Source organism: Psychrobium sp. MM17-31 (assembly GCF_022347785.1).
Classification (GTDB): domain Bacteria; phylum Pseudomonadota; class Gammaproteobacteria; order Enterobacterales; family Psychrobiaceae; genus Psychrobium.
Genome location: NZ_JAKRGA010000002.1, coordinates 755738 through 772967, shown reverse-complemented (window position 1 = coordinate 772967; position 17230 = coordinate 755738). Strand labels below are relative to the sequence as shown.

The following is a 17230-nucleotide window of genomic DNA, read 5'->3' as shown; positions in this document are numbered from 1 at the left end:
CTGAGGATAGCTAATAAATTTACAATTGATTTGTAAATTATCGTGAAAGATTACTAAAGTCAATCTGCGAAAAGTCTAATCTATAACATCGAACGTTACCTTGGTTAAGTTATTGGTTTTTATTTTATTATAGTGTTTTTGTTGATGTTAATAGTTCTCGTTTTCACAAGGGTTACGCCGACGTAAACTAAAGTCGAACAAAGTGAAATTTTGTAATTAAATTACAAAAATAGCTTTACGTTGGCGTAATGTTAAATTTATGTAGCTGTTAGATAAGTCGTTTTTAACACTAATTCAAACGTTGGTTTAAATAGTTAGTCGTAATTTTGTGAATAAAAATTCTAAATGTTGGTGTGCAGAATGAGAGTTGTTGCTCTGGGGAGTAAATAGTGGACGAAAAAAAAGTCGCTAAAAGCGACTTTTTTAATAGAAAATAGAAAATGGTTAAGCTGTAAAACCGTTTTCCACGCCTTTTACCGCTATTGCTACTGCATTGTGAGCATGTAGAGATTCGTAATGATTTATGCGAACCCAATAATCAAGGTGGCTTTCACTATTTAATGCATGGGTTACGCGGCGCACTGCATCTTCACAAAACATTAGGTTGCTTGCGTTTAGGCGCGCGAACTCTTGTTCATCTTCACGTTTTACCGCTGCTTGAACAGGGGTTTGTACAGCGTGTTCGATTAAATCAACTAATTGCTTGATTGGAAAATCGTCCATTGTACTTAGACGTACTTTTATTTGCGCAACACTGCGTTGGCTATGCGGCGTTGCGACAATACCTTCTGTACTACCTAACCATTCTACTATTTGTTCTTGCTCTAATGTCTTGTCACTAAACTGTTCAATAAAGGCTTTTTGAATTAGCTGACGAGACAATGCTGCTGAACACGGACAAGTTGATGAGTATGGCACTTCGATTCCAAGATCGATAGTGATACCCGTTGGTGTATTCGTCGCGGTGATTGTCGTTGGATAAGCTTTCCAACCTTTTTTGCCACTTAATAAAGAAGCGCGTCTTAGGTGGTAATCGAATTTGAACGACAACTGTGCTTCATCGCTAATGTCATCATGTGAAGAAACAAAGTCGTTTAGCGCACTGCTAATAGTAGAAGGAGATAAAGACTCTTCTGTTGATAATTCGTCGAGTCGTAAGAATAAGCGTGACATATGAATGCCTTTCGCTGATGGTACGATTACATTTACAAACGCCTCCACTTTGGCACTAACGCGTTGCGGTGCTTCGTCAAGTGAGTCGAGTAACATCGGCATTTCGATTTCACTCATTCCAACCCAATTTATGTTGCCTTCGGTTTGAGCAGGTGAATTGCTGGCAATATCTGGCATTTGGTGGGGCATTAAATTACAACTCCAACAGGTTAATCAATAGTACGTCTTCAGCAGTTGGCGTGTCGCAGTGCTAGAATCCGAGTTAAGCCCGTTGCAAAAAATTAATCGTTAGCTCGGGCAATAAGCGACGAATTGTAGCACGCTATTATCCTTTTCTACTATGTCAGTAAAACCAAAATGACAACTATTTTTATCTAAACTATGCCCGCAGCACATTTTGCTCACTCATCAATAATAATGATGAGTGTTGCAGTAATTAATGGTAAGTTAGGTAAAAATTATGACTTTTTACTATATTAATTCGTCATATCCATTTAGTTCTAGGGAAAATAACATGCAAAAGTTTGCTGGGATGCTGTTTGCGTTGTTGTCGCTAAGTGTGCCATTTCACAATGAAGCGAACGCACAGTCAACTTCTTATGAAATGATGCTAATCGGTAGCGATTTTGAGCTGTGTCGAAGTAGCGAAACTCAATTTTGTAAGGCGAAAGATGTGTCCGCCTTTCGCAATGGCAATAATCGAACTGCTAAGCAATATAAGTTAGCCATTTCCCAAATTGAAAAAATGATGCATGTCGATCGCTGGTCCCCCGATCGTCAAGCGCTGCGTTATGATCTTCATTTGTTGTTTAATGCAACCGCAAAGCGTGCCGGCACACGAATTCTCTCATACTCTCAACTGTTAAGCGCATGGAAGTCGATGTCCATTCGTCGTGATGGTAAAGCACTAAGTGGCCATTCACTGTTTTTATCAATGACAGAATCTGAGCTGTCAATGATCTTAGATCATCTTGAATATGCACAACTTGATCACGCTGGACGCCGATTAAAAGATGCTGTTATTGTCGATAAAAAAGAGCCTTCTATCTCGATTAATTTTGCTCAAAAGGTTGTAGAAGTTGCTAAAAAAGAAGAAGCGAGGCCTAAAATCTTAGTGGCAACTGTTGGTTATCGCGACGGTTATTCTGAAGTTGATGCTTATGTTTCTCTATTTAATCAACTTGGCGGTGACGCTAGTTGGCTGCCAATTGATGCGTCGCTTGCCCAATTGATGCATGCGAAAGAATCTTGTCGTTCACTTGAGCAATATCGCGCAGATGTTTTAAAGAGCTATGATCGCAATCGAATTTACAAAGATCTCGTCACAACTCAGCAGCAGTTCTGTGCTAATCCAAAGCTATTTAATGACGCGATCAAAGGCGCCAATGCCATTGTATTAGTGGGGGATAAACCACAACTGCTCAAGCAAACCTTTTTGAATAACGGTGAAGCGACAGTGCTACTAAGTTTAATGAAGCAGCAAATCGATGCGAAAAAGTTAACTTTAGTTGCTGCAGGTGAGATGGTAAAAGGTGTCGTTAATCAAGGAAGCCGTGGGGCAGTGATCTTAAGTGGCAATAGTGAATATGCGTTGTTAAATGGCACTTCTAGTTTGGTGCAAAAGCGTTTAGCCTGCGACAGTTATGGTAGCTGTGACAATGATTACAATAGCGTTACTTATCAATATGGTGGTTTAGGGCTGCTGAAATTCCCGATTATCGATACTCAAGTTTCGTCACACGGTAATATAGCAAGGCTAGCACGAGTTGGGTTTGATACTCGGTTGCAGCAAAGTATGGCCATTGACAAGGGAACCGCTGTTTTACTCAATCAACGCGGTTCGAAAGTCGATTTTGAAGTAATAGGACAAGGCGGCGTTATCTACTTGTCGTATCAAACTCAAGAGCCGTCTTTAGAAAAAATTAATTATCACTACTTTACCCCTGGTGACCTAGTCACAAATAACGCTGGCGCAGTTTCAGTAGCATATCCAGAATGGAAAACTATCGCCAAAGATCCACAGGCACAATTAGCGACATACAACAATTTGTTTTATGGCGATAATTTTAATCGCTTTGCTGAACAAGCCTGTGTTATTAACGACAAATCATGGCAAGGTCTGGCAGGGCGCAACAAGCAGTTTATGGTTAAGTTAGCTAAAACAGCGGATAGTCAATTGCATATGGGCGGGGTGAAAGTGAAAGACGGCTACGAGTTTTATTGCTCTATTAATGCACTTTCCTTATCCTTAACTCGTAATTAGTTGGAATTAATACCTCAGTCGTAGTTTTTATACAGACATAATGGTATGGTTCGCACAGTTAGTTTAAAGAGTCACTATTATGTCTGTAGAAAGCCCAATCGATTTAGATCAAGTGTTAGAACTTGATATCCTAGAGCAATATACCCAAGCCATTGGTGGGCAAGCACTGCTTGGCAGCGTTGATTTGTTTGCTGGACAATATCCTGAATACCTCGATGAGTTAAAGGCGGCGTACGCGGCTGCTGATTACAAGTTAACCGCAGAACACGGACATAAAATGAAAGGCGCAGCAGGCGCAATTGGTTTGGCTAGGTTGAGTCAATGGGCACAAATGCTGCAAAACCGCGAAGATGAAGCATGGCTTGATAATGCACCTAAGTTGATTGAGTGCTTAGAGAACCATTATGTAAGTGACATTGAGAAGTTGCGAACTTACTTAAGCAGCTGTTAGTTTTTTATCTCTTATCATTAAAAAAGGCGCTAACAAGTGATTGTTAGCGCCTTTTTTATAATTAGTTTTATTGCTACTCGGTTTCGTGCTCAGAGCAGAAACGGTAGCCTTCACCGTGAATCGTTGCAATGATTTCACTGCTACCAGGGTGGCTTTCGAAATGTTTTCTAATGCGGCGGATAGTCACGTCAACAGTGCGATCATGTGGCTTTAATTCACGGCCAGTCATTTTCATTAGTAAGTCACTACGCGTTAAAATCTTGCCTGGATTTTCTAGGAACTCAATCATCGCTCTAAATTCGCTGCGCGGTAATTTGAATTGTTCTTCAGTCGGGCTAATTAGCGAGCGAGAGTTTACATCTAGCACCCAGCCGCTGAATTTATAACGCTCAACAACGTTTGCTGATTTATCTTCGCTGTTGGCACTCTTAATACGGCTTAGTAGATTGCGAGCACGAATAGTTAATTCACGCGGATTGAATGGCTTGGTGATGTAATCATCGGCACCAATTTCTAAACCAAGAATTTTATCAACTTCGTTATCGCGACCCGTTAAGAAGATTAGTGCAATGTCGTCTTTCTCACGAACTTCACGTGCTAATAACAAGCCGTTTTTACCAGGTAGGTTGATGTCCATGATGATTAAAGAGATTGGTTCTTGCTTAAGCAAGCGATTCATTTCATCGCCATTATTGGCTTCGTGAACGTGATAACCTTCAGCTTCGAAAATAGAACGTAGGGTATTACGCGTTACTAGTTCATCTTCAACGATTAGAATGTGCGGGCTTTGCATAATAGTAGTTACCTAGTATTAGTTCACTTAAATTTAAGTCTATGTCATAAACCTTTCTTATGTAAGATTTATGATAAAAAATTGTTGTCAAAATGTTACTCGAATATGGGCTTGAGCCTGCGAAGAACAAAGATGTGCCAGAAAGTTGAATAGGCTCAGTTATAGAGCATGTTCTGGCGAATAAGTTCGCTTGCCATTGAGAAAAATACTAAAAGCTTTTTCGAGCAACATTATTTTTATCTAATTCGAATCAATATTACCGCTGGTAAAGTGATTGCGCTGATATTTTAGGGCGTGATTGTAAACCCTTTAGTAAACTTTAACAATAAACCACAAGCCATAATGATAATTATTGTTAACTCGCGCCCTTAAAACTCTCGATTTACGTTTTAGCCGATAAGATTTTAAACTTATTGTCGCTAATAACCTGCTCGTGCTTAGCAAAATGTGTTGCCATAAAAGGTTCGTACTTGAGGAAATTATTGGCAACAATACGTAGCTGTCCACCATCCATTAAATGATTGGGCGCGCCGCTAATGAATTGCTCTGGCACTTTATAGTCTGTTTTTAATCCCGTGTGGAACGGTGGGTTAGAAACGATAGTGGCAAATTTTCCATGTAAATCTGCGAGTCCGTCACTTGGGTATACTTTTCCTTCAACATTGTTCGCAGCTAATGTCATAGTAGCTGACTCGATGGCCAGTGCATCAATGTCAATGAGTTCAAGAGGTATCTGAGGGCGTTTAAGGCCAATAAAGGTACCGATAATGCCGCAGCCACAGCCAAAATCGAGGGTACGCTTCATTTTAATATGCCCTAAGTTTTGCAGTAGAAGTTGGGTTCCTAAATCGAGTTCGCCGTGACTAAATACGCCGGGTAATGAAACTATATTAATGGTTTCGTCTTCGGCAGATACTTGATAGCGCTTGATCCAGTCTTCTTTAGTAAAGTCAGGTGCTGTGTTGTTGTAATTAGCGCGAAATAGCGCGCAATGACGCGCTGAGTCCACTTTGACTGGTTTGTCACAATAGTCTTTAACTTGTTTCGCTGCCGATTTAACGCCACCTTTATTGTCGCCCACCAAATAGATTTCGGCATTGTCGCTAAGATGTGGAAGCACATTAGCCAAGAAGTAAATCGCTCGCTCTTTTGCTTTTGGCCAGTACAGAATAACTTGCTGCCACTTTTCTTCGCTCGGATTAGTAAAATAAGGCGCAAATTGGAGAGTTAGATTGTCAGGCTGACTAAAGCGACTTACTACCTTGTGATTATGGAAGTCCAATCCCCAAGCTAGCACCTCTCTAGCGCCGTGCTCACATAGTTGTTGAGGCAGGTTATCGTCGAGAAAGCCTGCGACTATGACGCGTTGATGTTCAAATAGCTCGAAGTTGCGAGCAATGACTTGGCTTGGGTTAGCGAGAGTAGACATGGAGTTTCCAGCACAAAAATGAGTATGGTAAATGAAAAGCGCCGCGCAGACAAAACTACGCGGCGCTATTGTAGTACTTGAGGTCTTACTTACCTAATAAAGTAAAGATCTTCTTAGCAATGTCAGTGTTGTCTACCTGACCTTTGAAGTCGTTTTTATGGGGACCAAAAGCGAATACAGGCACGTCAACACCTGTGTGGCCACTAGTCGTCCAGCCAGTATTGGTGCGAATATCTAACATTTTCTTGATTGCTTTATACAATGCCTTACCGCCTTGCTTGTGCGCCGCGGCTAGGTTGTCGATTTCGTCTTGGGTTAATTCAAAGCCAAGTTTATCGTTAAGCATTGCAACATCTAATGTTTCAGCGGTTTGTGCTTTGGCCATCGCTTCAGGTGATGCCGATAACTTATGAAGGATTTGTGGTTTCCATGCGTAATCGCCGTTAGCGCCAATAGTAAAGCCGCCAGTTGAGTGATCTGCTGTGATTACCACAAGGGTGTCAGGATTCGTTTTTACGTAATCTTTTAAATAAGCAATAGTCGCCGCCAAATCATCCATTTCAGCCATTGCCGCTGCGATGTCATTTGAGTGACCAGCCCAGTCTACTTGTGAACCTTCAACCAGTAAGAAGAAGCCGTTTTCGTTGTTGTCTAAACGATCTAAAGCGACCTTGGTCATTGCTTTTAAACGATGCTTGTTGCTGTCGTCTAGCGCCCATGGCAAGCCGACTGGTGCAAATAAACCGAGTACTTTATCGTTATTTACCGTTGATAGCTGGCTGTATTGATCAATGTATTGATAGCCTGCATCGTTAAATTGCTTGGTGATATCGCGGTCGTCACGCTTGAAGTATTTAGTGCCACCGCCAAGCATAACGTCTACGGTGTGCGCGCCGTTGACACGGTTATCGAAGAATTGGTCAGCAATGTCATTGTACATTTTGCGCTGCTTTACATGGGCAGCATAACTTGCAGGCGTAGCGTGGTTAATTTGTGATGTAACAACTAGGCCAGTTGATTTACCGATGCTTTTGGCATATTCCATCACAGTTTCAACAGGCTTAACATCGACATCAACACCGATAGCGCCGTTGTAAGATTTATGCCCTGTTGCTAATGCCGTTGCAGATGCCGCACTGTCTGTTACAACACCACTTACTCTGGCAGGATAAGTCGTTGAACGACCAATAAGAATATCGTCAAATACAGTTGATTCTACCGCAGGTGTGTTTGGGTTGTCTTTGTAAACGCGATAAGCAGACGTATAAGCTGGCCCCATACCGTCGCCAACCACCATGATGATGTTTTTAGGGCCGGAAGTTTGTTTTGGAGTAGTAGAGGTACAACCTACTGTAGTGGTCATTACGACTGTAGTGGTTAGTAATGTCGATAATAGTTTGTTCATGTTGTTATCTTTGTTGTTGGCCGCTGTGCAGCATTTATTTTTATTCCAGACAAGTGTACGTTTTATACGCTAATTGTGAAGCGAATATAACACTTTGTGTGACATGGGTTAGTTTATTTGATTTAGGATTTCAATGAGCTGTGCTTTCGTCATTTGGTGCTTAGCTAAGAGCTTGCGGATCTCGATCCGTTGAGTTGCAATGTTGTTCTTTTCTAATAGTGAAAAGATAGCCTCTTTATCTGTTTTACAGACACAAACGAGAGCTTTAGATTCGCCGCGTTTGATACTGGTGTAAATCATGTTGTCGCAGGCATATTTTCGTTTCGGTGCTTCGATGCATTGCTTAGACAGAGCAAAGCTAAATACCTTTGGTGAAACGAAGAGCATAAGTGTTATTAGTGCTGTGCGAAGTAAGGCGCTACCCATGGTAAGTGATGACCCTTAGTTAAACGAGGTAATTGGTTAACAACAATAACAAATTAATGTTGAACTCGGTAGGGCGTGCGATTGTATTTTATTGCTAAGTAGCCAGCTAACAACACAATAGATGCACCTAAATACCACAATAACGTTGGATATTCTTGCCACCATAATGCGCCTAAAAGAGCGGCGAATAAAATCGAACTATAACTAAACATCCCGATTGTACTGGCACCAGCTTTAGTAAATGCCTTAGTCATCATTAATTGCCCCAATGATGAACTGATCCCCAAACTCACTAACAACGCAAAGGTCGGCAGCGATAATTCGTGCCAACTAAATGGCAGCATAGCGCCGCAAACTACAATGCTTATCAATGAAAAATAGGCCACGATTGCTTTGCTAGGTTCAGTTTTTATCATGCGACTGATCGTGGTTTTACTAATGGCAATGAGTACAGCGCCAAACAAAATGAGGGCGGCTAGACCTATTTGCAGTTCTGGGCCGTCTGCTTTTGATTTAGTCGTCAAGCAAATGGTTGCCCCGATAAAGCCCAATATAATGCAGCTGATTGTCAATTTTGATTGAGGCTGGCCGAGCCAAAAGTATGCGATTAACGGAATAAAGAATGGTGCTAGCATTAACGTCATTGCGCCATTAACCAGTGTCGAATGACTCAATGCATAGGTATAGATAAACATCGCCAATATGCCGGTAAAGGCGCGCAGTAAATGAAATGGCATATTTGGTGTTTTAAATAAGGTTTTTCTGTTACTTACTAGCCAAGGTGCAAGGGGAATTAACGCGAATAAATTGCGAAAGAATACAATTTGCACCGCTGAAACATCTTGGCTGAGATATTTAATTTGTGCGCCAACTAGCGCAAAGGTGAGTTCTGATGCAAGAACTAATAAGATGCCAATAATAAGTGGCTTGTTGTTCATAAGGATGAATCAACCTAAATAGGAGGCGTTAATAGCGCGTCATTATCCGTTATCTAACAGGGTGGTGCTAGCAAATAATCAACTCGATTTGCCTTAAATCAAAATTAGTGAGACGTCAGTTGATAAATTGTAGCTTTTATCTCGCCAAATTCATAAAATCGACTACAACTTAATAGTTGGATTTTCCCATGCAACAATATGATATCGCCATCGTTGGCGGTGGTATGGTCGGTGGTGCTTTAGCCTGTGCGCTATCGTCGAGTAATTTATCCATTGCGGTGATTGAAAAAGCGGAGCCGAAACCTTTTTTTAAAGAGCAACCGATGGACCTTCGTGTTTCAGCAATCAGTGCAGCCTCTGCGGATTTGCTTAAAGAGGTCAATGCGTGGAATGCAATCTTGGCGATGCGCAGTTGTCCTTATCGCTATCTTGAAACTTGGGAAGGACCAAACTCTAATTTGTTGTTCGATAGTCAGCAGATGGGGCATCCGCAATTAGGGCATATTATTGAAAATCGCCTGATCCAGTTAGCGTTGTGGCAACAGATGCAAACGCATAGCAATATCGAGTTGTTAAGTGACGCGACTATTAGTCAAATCACGCGAGTTGAAAATGGCTATCAGCTCAATATCGGCGATGATATTGTGCATTGTAAATTGCTCGTAGGTGCAGATGGTGCAAATTCGATGGTGCGCAGTGCGGCGAATATTGGTGTTACCTCGTGGGACTACGCCCAACACGCAATGTTGATTAATATTACAACAGAGCAACCTCAGCAAGATATAACTTGGCAGCAGTTTTATCCATCTGGCCCAAGGGCTTTACTGCCACTATCAGAAAATCATGCTTCATTAGTCTGGTATGACTCACCATCTCGAATTAAGGCGCTGTCTCAATTGCCGTTATCTCAACTAAAGAATGAGATAGTAGAGCATTTCCCGAATCGACTAGGTGAGTTTGATGTCGATAACGCTGGTGGTTTTCCACTAACGCGGCGACATGCTCAACAGTACGTTAAAGATCATCTGTGCATTCTTGGAGATGCGGCACACACGATTAATCCACTTGCAGGGCAGGGCGTTAATCTTGGATTTAAAGATGTTGCAGCGTTATCGAGTGTTATTTGTAATGCGGTTTCTCGTGGTGAGTCTTGGTGGGATAAGCGAGTACTGCAAGAGTATGAGTCCAAGCGCCGTCCTGATAACTTATTGATGCAATCGGCAATGGATGTATTTTATCTAACCTTTAGCAATGATTCACCGCCGTTAAAGCTATTGCGCAATACGGCATTAAAAGCTGCGCAGCGTTCTGCTTGGGGAAAAAAACAGGTGATGAAGTACGCCATGGGCTTGTAATTTTTCACTTAACTCAAGGGAATTCGCCAAATCTGGATGAAATAGTGTGCGTTATGTCTATTAAATGCTCATGCAGATAAAAAGAGTAAAAAAACTGACAAAAAAGTATTGACGGTTTCGTCCTCCATCAGCATAATACGCCGCACTTGATGAGGACAACGAAGTTTCTTTTTCAGAAGTGAAAATAGAATGTTTAATCTCAAGTCAGTGCGGGAGTGGCGGAATTGGTAGACGCGCTAGATTTAGGTTCTAGTATCTTCGGGTGTGAGAGTTCAAGTCTCTCTTCCCGCACCATTTACAGTTGGGATATAGCCAAGCGGTAAGGCAGCGGGTTTTGATCCCGTCATTCCAAGGTTCGAATCCTTGTATCCCAGCCAACTTTAGTTGGGTGAATGACAAAGAAGTGTAACTTTAAATGCACAACATTATGATGGCTACGTAGCTCAGCTGGTTAGAGCACATCACTCATAATGATGGGGTCACAGGTTCGAATCCCGTCGTAGCCACCATCTTTACTTCGGTAAAGAAACAATTATTTGTTGGGATATAGCCAAGCGGTAAGGCAGCGGGTTTTGATCCCGTCATTCCAAGGTTCGAATCCTTGTATCCCAGCCAAATAATTGCACAACTTGATATGCGGGAGTGGCGGAATTGGTAGACGCGCTAGATTTAGGTTCTAGTATCTTCGGGTGTGAGAGTTCAAGTCTCTCTTCCCGCACCATCAAGACAAGTTGAAAAATGAATCGCGAAAGCGATTTTTTTTTGCCTGTAAAAAACTTGAATAATGAATCGCGAAAGCGACTTGTTATTGAATAATAAAGTTTTTGCCTAAAGAAAGGTCCTTTTCTTTAGATAAAGATAGTTTCAAAATGGCTACGTAGCTCAGCTGGTTAGAGCACATCACTCATAATGATGGGGTCACAGGTTCGAATCCCGTCGTAGCCACCATTTCTTTATAATTAACCCGAACTCAGGTTAATTAAGATCTAAAAATCACTTCGCAACAAGCCATAATCATATTGATCTGTCCACTCGTCTCCAATGCGGTAATGACCTTTAAAATGGGCTTCTCGTTGCATTCCCAGCTTTTCCATGACGCGATAAGAAGCGATATTTCGCGGATCGCATTTAGCAACGACTTTGTAAAAGCAAAATTCATCAAAAATATATTGGATCAACATCGCCATGGCTTTGGTACATATTCCTTGCCCAGCGCTCTCTGGTGCCATACGGTAGCCTACTTCGGCGCGTTGGTTGTCCCAATCTTCGACGCGAAATACAACTTCACCAATTGCTTTGTTACAGCCTTCCTTGCACACGACAAAACCATTCCAATAACCGGTTGTAAAACGCCATGGCTGAGCGAGCTTTTTGACTAACGCTTGTGTGTCTGCAAAAGACTCGACGGGCGCAATGTAGCGGCAATTTTCGGGGTCGCTACGATAAGCGCGAATAGCTGGTAGATCTTCACTTGCTGCTAAGCGCAAGGTAATGCCATTGCTAGAGAGTACTGGTGGTGTATGGACGGTTTGCTCGGTTATTTTCATTGTAATGGCGCTGATTAAGATATGTGCCAATTACTTTAAGGGATAACGGAAAGTTTAGTAAAGGGTAGCTTGGTTAGCTTTGTGTTTTAATTTGCTGATATTTCAGTAATAACTTTTCATATTGCATGTTAATACGAATCTTTGCATAGGCATCAGAGCGATTTTGCAGCCAAAGTTTGAAGTTAAATCTGCGAGCACCTAAGCCATCGACAATAATCAGTTTAAAGGCATTTTTCGCATATTCTTGGCACAAGATATTCGAGAGAACAACATCGCCAAATACGATTAAGTGTTTGGTGAGATACTGTTGCAGCTCTTCTAATAAGCTCATTTCTTGCTGTGCACTGAAAAAGTTATTACGCACCATGTCTTCAAAGGTTTGGGCTAGCTTCCCATCGTAATTTCTTACAATATCAAATACTAAGCCACCGCCGAGATTAGTCTCGACCTGGCCATGAAAATTAGCAATACCACTAAAATCGCTGACGCGTTGTTTAAGGTGATTGTAATAGTGCAGATCTAAGGTGTTTTGATTACGACCTAGGGTATTATCGTACTGAATTTTGATTAATTTTGACGTATCTTCAGGGTGGATAAAGCATTTACGCTCGCCGCCCTTGGCAAAGAATTGACTATCGTCTAAGGTGATCAAAATTAGATTCCTTGAGCCAGAAAGCTCTAGTGATTGGAGGTGTGATAATTGGTTGATATTTTAGCGTTGAGGGAATCGATTGTCAGTTTGAGAGATTGTTAATGAGTGTAACAAGATATTAAGATTCGTTTTCATTACGATTAGAGTTATTCTGACGCATTAATAGCGCCAATTAAAAAGCCCCACCATTACGAGTAACGGCAGGGCTTTAAAGTGTTTTTAGAACGTGTGGTTGATTACACGTTAAAGCGGAAGTGGATTACGTCACCATCTTTAACGATGTAGTCTTTACCTTCAACGCGAAGTTTACCGGCATCTTTAGCGCCAGACTCACCGTTGTACTCGATGTAATCATCAAAACCAATAACGGCAGCACGGATAAAGCCACGCTCGAAATCGGTGTGGATTTTACCAGCGGCCTGTGGTGCAGTTGCGCCAACATTAACTGTCCATGCGCGAACTTCTTTAACACCCGCAGTGAAGTAAGTTTGTAGGTTAAGTAGCTCATAACCGCTGCGAATTACACGGTTTAGACCCGGCTCTTCAATACCTAGATCATCCATGAACTCTTTAGCCTCTTCTTCGTCAAGCTCGGCGATTTCAGATTCCATTTCGGCACATACAGCAACTACAACAGCATTTTCGCCATCGGCTAACTCATGTACTTTATCTAGTAGTGGGTTATCTTCGAAACCGTCATCGTTAACATTGGCGATGTACATAGTTGGTTTGATAGTTAAGAATTGCAGGTAAGTAATCGCTGCTTTTTCTTCTTTCGCTAACTCTAGCGCGCGGATCATCAAGCCTTCATCAAGGTGTGCTTTGATCTTTTCTAATACGCTGATTTCGAACTTAGCGTCTTTGTCACCGCCTTTCGCTTTCTTCGCTTGACGTAACATTGCTTTGTCACACACATCCATATCGGCAAGCATTAGCTCAGTGTTAATGACTTCGATATCTGATAATGGGTCAACCTGGCCACTAACGTGAACAATGTTTTCGTTCTCGAAACAACGCACCACGTGACCGATAGCGTCAGTTTCACGGATGTTCGCTAGGAATTTGTTACCTAAACCTTCACCTTTCGATGCACCTGCAACTAGGCCGGCGATGTCAACGAATTCCATCGTGGTGGCAATAGTGCGTTCTGGGTTAACGATTTCCGTTAACTGGTTTAAGCGTAAATCTGGAACAGGAACCACACCTGTGTTTGGCTCGATTGTACAAAATGGGAAGTTTGCTGCTTCGATGCCTGCTTTAGTTAAGGCATTGAATAGTGTTGATTTACCAACGTTTGGTAATCCGACGATACCACATTTGAAACCCATGGTGATTCCTCAAAAATTTGTTTAATTAAGACTAGCCTTTGTAGCTATGAAGTCTGTTTTTAGCGCCTGTAAAGCCATTTGAAAAAATAAGGCTGGTGCAACGAACGGCTTCATCTACTGCGCCGTCGATAATATCTTGCTCTGCCTTAGGGGCTTTACCTAGCACGTATCCCGTCACTTTATCTTTATGCCCCGGATGGCCGATGGCGATACGCAGTCGATGGAAGTCTTTTTTATTACCCATCGCGCTAATGATATCTCTCAAGCCATTGTGACCGCCGTGGCCACCACCTTGTTTGAATTTGGCAACGCCCGGTGGCAAATCTAATTCATCGTGTGCCACGAGAATGTTCTCTACCGGAATTTGGTAGAACTTGGCCATTGCTGCAACTGCTTTACCGCTGCGATTCATAAAGGTTGTAGGGATGAGTAAACGAACGTCATTGCCGTCGATATTAATGCGGCCAGTGTGTCCGAAAAACTTAGCTTCTGCTTTTAGTGAGGTATTGTGCCAGTTGGCGAGTTGTTCGATATACCAAGCACCAGCATTGTGTCTGGTGTTGGCATATTCGGGGCCTGGATTAGCCAGGCCCACAATTAGCTGAATTCGATCACTCAAGAGAGTAGTCTTATTCTGCGTCAGCTTCTTCAGCTGATTCTTCAGCAGCACCACCTTTAGCAGCAGTTACAGAAACTACAGCTTGGTCGTGGCTTTCGCCTTTGCGAAGTTCTACTGATTCAACACCTGCTGGAAGTGCGATGTCAGATAGGTGAAGAGTTTGACCAGCTTCTAGGTTAGCTACGTCTACTTCGATGAACTCAGGTAGAGCAGCTGGTAAACAAGCTACTTCGATTTCATTTGCGTGGTGAGCGATAGTACCACCAGCTTTAACTGCAGCACATTTGTCTTCGTTTAAGAAGTGAACTGGGATTGCAGTGTGTAGCTCGTGAGTAGCGTCAACACGTAGGAAATCAACGTGGTTAACTTGTGGCTTGTGCACGTGACGCTGCATAGCTTTAACGATTACTTTCTCTTCAGTACCATCAACGTTGATAGTTAAAACTTGTGAGTAGAAGTGTTCTGCTTCTTGAGCTTTAAATAGTTTGTTGTGCGCTAAAGTGATTGATACAGGAGCTTTGTCGCCACCGTAGATAATCGCTGGAGTTTGGTTCGCGTGACGTAGGCGGCGGCTCGCACCTTTCCCTAAATCTGTACGAATTTGTGCGTCAAGTGTAATTGCTTCAGACATTAGATGTCTCCAATAATAAATATTAAAAGTTGAAGATTTTTGCGACCAAAATCTTCTCGAACCCGAAAAATTCGGCGCGACATTATAACTGAGGTGGAAATTATAGGCAATTGGTTAATTTGTCTGGACGACAAAGAATCTGTGATTAAGGTCGGAGAATTGGGGGGACTTAAGTTACAACATTAAAATAAAAAGCGACCCGAAGATCGCTTTTAAAAAATACAATAAGGATGCAGCCATTTACGTCAAATTCTAGGAGAGCACACGGAATTGGCTCCTGCCAATGAGTATGCTCGACAACGAAGTTGGCTTAAATGGCAAACTCCTTGACGTATTTTAATACTGGAACATCGCACTAATTGACTCTTCATTTGACACACGACGTAGGGCTTCTGCCATCATGCCGTCAAGCGATAGTACTTTCACTTTACCAGTGGCTTTCATTTCTGGTGTAAGTGGAATTGAGTCAGTGACGATGAACTCATCGATTACGCTGTTTGCCACGTTAGTTACCGCGCTGCCTGAGAATACGGCGTGAGTAGCGTAAGCGTAGATGCGACGTGCACCGTGCTCTTTAAGTGCTTCAGCGGCTTTACATAAAGTGCCGCCAGTGTCGATCATGTCATCAACGATAATACAATCGCGACCTTCAACATCACCGATGATGTGCATTACTTGGGCAACATTCGCTTGAGGGCGACGCTTGTCGATGATTGCTAGATCTGTATCGTCTAATAGTTTTGCTAATGCACGTGCGCGCACTACGCCGCCGATGTCTGGAGATACAACAACAGGATCGTCGAAGTCACGTGATTGAATGTCATTTAATAGCACAGGTGTGCCAAATACGTTGTCTACTGGAACGTCGAAGAAACCTTGAATTTGCTCGGCGTGTAAATCAACTGTAAGAACACGGTCTACACCAACGCTAGATAAGAAATCTGCCACAACTTTTGCAGTAATAGGTACTCGAGAAGAACGTACACGACGGTCTTGACGAGCGTAACCAAAATAAGGAACAACAGCAGTAATACGGCCTGCAGATGCACGACGCAGTGCATCGACCATTACCAGCAACTCCATGAGGTTGTCATTGGTTGGTGAACAAGTAGATTGCAAAATGAACACATCTGCACCGCGCACATTTTCGTTAATTTGAACGCTGATTTCGCCATCGCTAAAGCGGCCAACAGTGGCGCGACCTAGCTTAAGGTAAAGGCGATCTGCAATCTTTTGAGCAAGTTCAGGAATAGCATTTCCCGCAAACAATTTAATATCAGGCACGTAAAACCCCAGGTTTTGGTTTGGTGGGCGGTGTGAATTCCGCCATTTCATTAGCAATAGTGCTAACAGGTTAAGTGTGGCATTAACGACGAGCGGATAGTGTCGAAATAAGTGGCGAGATATTTACGCCTTTTGCAACAAAGCCATGCATGTTTGGAGGTAACTTTTCTAATGCTACAGTGGCGTCAGCACGTGAAGAGAATTCTCCGAAAACGCAGCTTCCGGTACCCGTCATTTTTGCTGGCGCGTATTGTATCAACCAGTCTAGTGCTGAAGCAACCTCGGGATGCCTATTTTTTGTCACTTCTTGGCAGTCGTTTTTCAATGTCGCTTTGTCAAGGTCTGCAAGGGTTATTTTTGGCGTATTTCTTGGCAGTTGTGGCAAGTTGAAGATGGTTTTTGTGCAGACACTAACACCGGGCCAAATCACAAGATACCATGGTTCAGGTGGCGAGATTGGCGTGAGCTCTTCACCAACCCCTTCGGCAAATGCGGCGACCCCTTTGACAAAAATAGGGACATCCGCGCCAAGGGCTAGCCCTAGCTCAGCTAGTTTGTCTGTTGGCAGGTTGATGTTCCACAAGTGATTCAAAGCAGCTAAGGTAGTGGCAGCATCGGAAGAGCCACCGCCTAGCCCCGCACCCATTGGCAGTATTTTAGTCAGCGTAATATCTGCGCCAACAGGCTCTTTTGTATAGGGCTTTAGCATCATCGCGGCGCGATAAATTAGGTTGTCTTCTAAGGTAACTCCTTCAACTTCAGGCGATACCGACACGTTATTTGAAGAATTGGTGTCAAAGGCTAGTGAATCACCATAATCTAAAAACTGAAAGTTAGTTTGCAGGCTGTGATAACCGTTAGGTAAACGTCCAGTGATGTGTAAAAACAGGTTTAATTTGGCTGGCGCCGGCCATTGATTGGGCTTGAACATGAATA

16 protein-coding genes and 6 tRNA genes are annotated in these 17230 nt (G+C 42.6%); 9 read left to right on the top strand and 13 right to left on the bottom strand.

Features of this window, described 5'->3' with window-relative positions:
- Positions 1–444 precede the first annotated feature (444 nt).
- A complete protein-coding gene (gene folE2, locus MHM98_RS08000; protein WP_239438731.1) occupies positions 445–1362 on the bottom strand; it encodes a GTP cyclohydrolase FolE2 in 918 nt (305 codons plus the stop codon).
- A gap of 325 nt (positions 1363–1687) precedes the next feature.
- Between folE2 and MHM98_RS07995 the strand changes: the two genes are divergently transcribed.
- The gene (locus MHM98_RS07995) at positions 1688–3436 is read left to right on the top strand and encodes a hypothetical protein (RefSeq protein WP_239438730.1); all 1749 of its coding nucleotides are present in this window, start codon (positions 1688–1690) and stop codon (positions 3434–3436) included.
- Positions 3437–3515: 79 nt separating this feature from the next.
- Positions 3516–3887: an Hpt domain-containing protein gene (locus MHM98_RS07990; protein ID WP_239438729.1), complete on the top strand. Its 372-nt coding sequence runs from the start codon at positions 3516–3518 to the stop codon at positions 3885–3887.
- Positions 3888–3960: 73 nt separating this feature from the next.
- Here the strand turns inward: MHM98_RS07990 and arcA are convergent, their stop codons facing one another.
- From arcA to MHM98_RS07965, 5 genes are all read right to left on the bottom strand, one after another.
- A complete protein-coding gene (gene arcA, locus MHM98_RS07985; protein WP_239438728.1) occupies positions 3961–4680 on the bottom strand; it encodes a two-component system response regulator ArcA in 720 nt (239 codons plus the stop codon).
- 382 nt (positions 4681–5062) lie between these two features.
- Positions 5063–6109, bottom strand: coding sequence for a 16S rRNA (guanine(1207)-N(2))-methyltransferase RsmC (gene rsmC, locus MHM98_RS07980; protein ID WP_239438727.1), 1047 nt, complete (start codon positions 6107–6109; stop codon positions 5063–5065).
- 85 nt (positions 6110–6194) lie between these two features.
- The gene (locus MHM98_RS07975) at positions 6195–7472 is read right to left on the bottom strand and encodes an alkaline phosphatase (protein WP_239438915.1); all 1278 of its coding nucleotides are present in this window, start codon (positions 7470–7472) and stop codon (positions 6195–6197) included.
- Positions 7473–7622: 150 nt separating this feature from the next.
- Positions 7623–7901 (bottom strand): hypothetical protein, encoded by a 279-nt coding sequence (locus MHM98_RS07970; RefSeq protein WP_239438726.1) that lies wholly within the window; start codon positions 7899–7901, stop codon positions 7623–7625.
- A 92-nt stretch (positions 7902–7993) separates the two neighbouring features.
- Positions 7994–8878: a DMT family transporter gene (locus MHM98_RS07965; protein ID WP_239438725.1), complete on the bottom strand. Its 885-nt coding sequence runs from the start codon at positions 8876–8878 to the stop codon at positions 7994–7996.
- A gap of 188 nt (positions 8879–9066) precedes the next feature.
- Between MHM98_RS07965 and MHM98_RS07960 the strand changes: the two genes are divergently transcribed.
- From MHM98_RS07960 to MHM98_RS07930, 7 genes are all read left to right on the top strand, one after another.
- Positions 9067–10233, top strand: a complete 1167-nt coding sequence (locus MHM98_RS07960) for an FAD-dependent monooxygenase (protein ID WP_239438724.1) — start codon at positions 9067–9069, stop codon at positions 10231–10233.
- A gap of 209 nt (positions 10234–10442) precedes the next feature.
- Positions 10443–10527: transfer RNA gene (locus tag MHM98_RS07955), tRNA-Leu, on the top strand.
- A gap of 8 nt (positions 10528–10535) precedes the next feature.
- Positions 10536–10610: transfer RNA gene (locus MHM98_RS07950), tRNA-Gln, on the top strand.
- Positions 10611–10665: 55 nt separating this feature from the next.
- Positions 10666–10742 (top strand) — tRNA-Met (locus MHM98_RS07945).
- Between the two features lie 31 nt (positions 10743–10773).
- Positions 10774–10848 (top strand) — tRNA-Gln (locus MHM98_RS07940).
- A 21-nt stretch (positions 10849–10869) separates the two neighbouring features.
- Positions 10870–10954: transfer RNA gene (locus MHM98_RS07935), tRNA-Leu, on the top strand.
- 150 nt (positions 10955–11104) lie between these two features.
- Positions 11105–11181, top strand: a tRNA-Met gene (locus MHM98_RS07930).
- 38 nt (positions 11182–11219) lie between these two features.
- On the opposite strand, the gene MHM98_RS07925 is transcribed toward MHM98_RS07930, so the two are convergent.
- The 7 genes from MHM98_RS07925 to ispE form a co-directional block, all read right to left on the bottom strand.
- The gene (locus MHM98_RS07925) at positions 11220–11780 is read right to left on the bottom strand and encodes a GNAT family protein (protein ID WP_239438723.1); all 561 of its coding nucleotides are present in this window, start codon (positions 11778–11780) and stop codon (positions 11220–11222) included.
- Positions 11781–11853: 73 nt separating this feature from the next.
- On the bottom strand, positions 11854–12432 hold the full coding sequence (locus MHM98_RS07920; RefSeq protein WP_239438722.1) for a YrbL family protein: 579 nt from the start codon (positions 12430–12432) through the stop codon (positions 11854–11856).
- Between the two features lie 236 nt (positions 12433–12668).
- A complete protein-coding gene (ychF, locus tag MHM98_RS07915) occupies positions 12669–13760 on the bottom strand; it encodes a redox-regulated ATPase YchF (protein WP_239438721.1) in 1092 nt (363 codons plus the stop codon).
- A gap of 31 nt (positions 13761–13791) precedes the next feature.
- Entirely contained in the window at positions 13792–14379 is a 588-nt protein-coding gene (pth, locus tag MHM98_RS07910) for an aminoacyl-tRNA hydrolase (protein ID WP_239438720.1), read from the bottom strand.
- Positions 14380–14389: 10 nt separating this feature from the next.
- Positions 14390–15010 (bottom strand): 50S ribosomal protein L25/general stress protein Ctc, encoded by a 621-nt coding sequence (locus tag MHM98_RS07905; protein WP_239438719.1) that lies wholly within the window; start codon positions 15008–15010, stop codon positions 14390–14392.
- A gap of 336 nt (positions 15011–15346) precedes the next feature.
- Positions 15347–16294: a ribose-phosphate pyrophosphokinase gene (locus MHM98_RS07900; protein ID WP_239438718.1), complete on the bottom strand. Its 948-nt coding sequence runs from the start codon at positions 16292–16294 to the stop codon at positions 15347–15349.
- A gap of 82 nt (positions 16295–16376) precedes the next feature.
- Entirely contained in the window at positions 16377–17225 is an 849-nt protein-coding gene (ispE, locus tag MHM98_RS07895) for a 4-(cytidine 5'-diphospho)-2-C-methyl-D-erythritol kinase (RefSeq protein ID WP_239438717.1), read from the bottom strand.
- Positions 17226–17230: the final 5 nt, after the last annotated feature.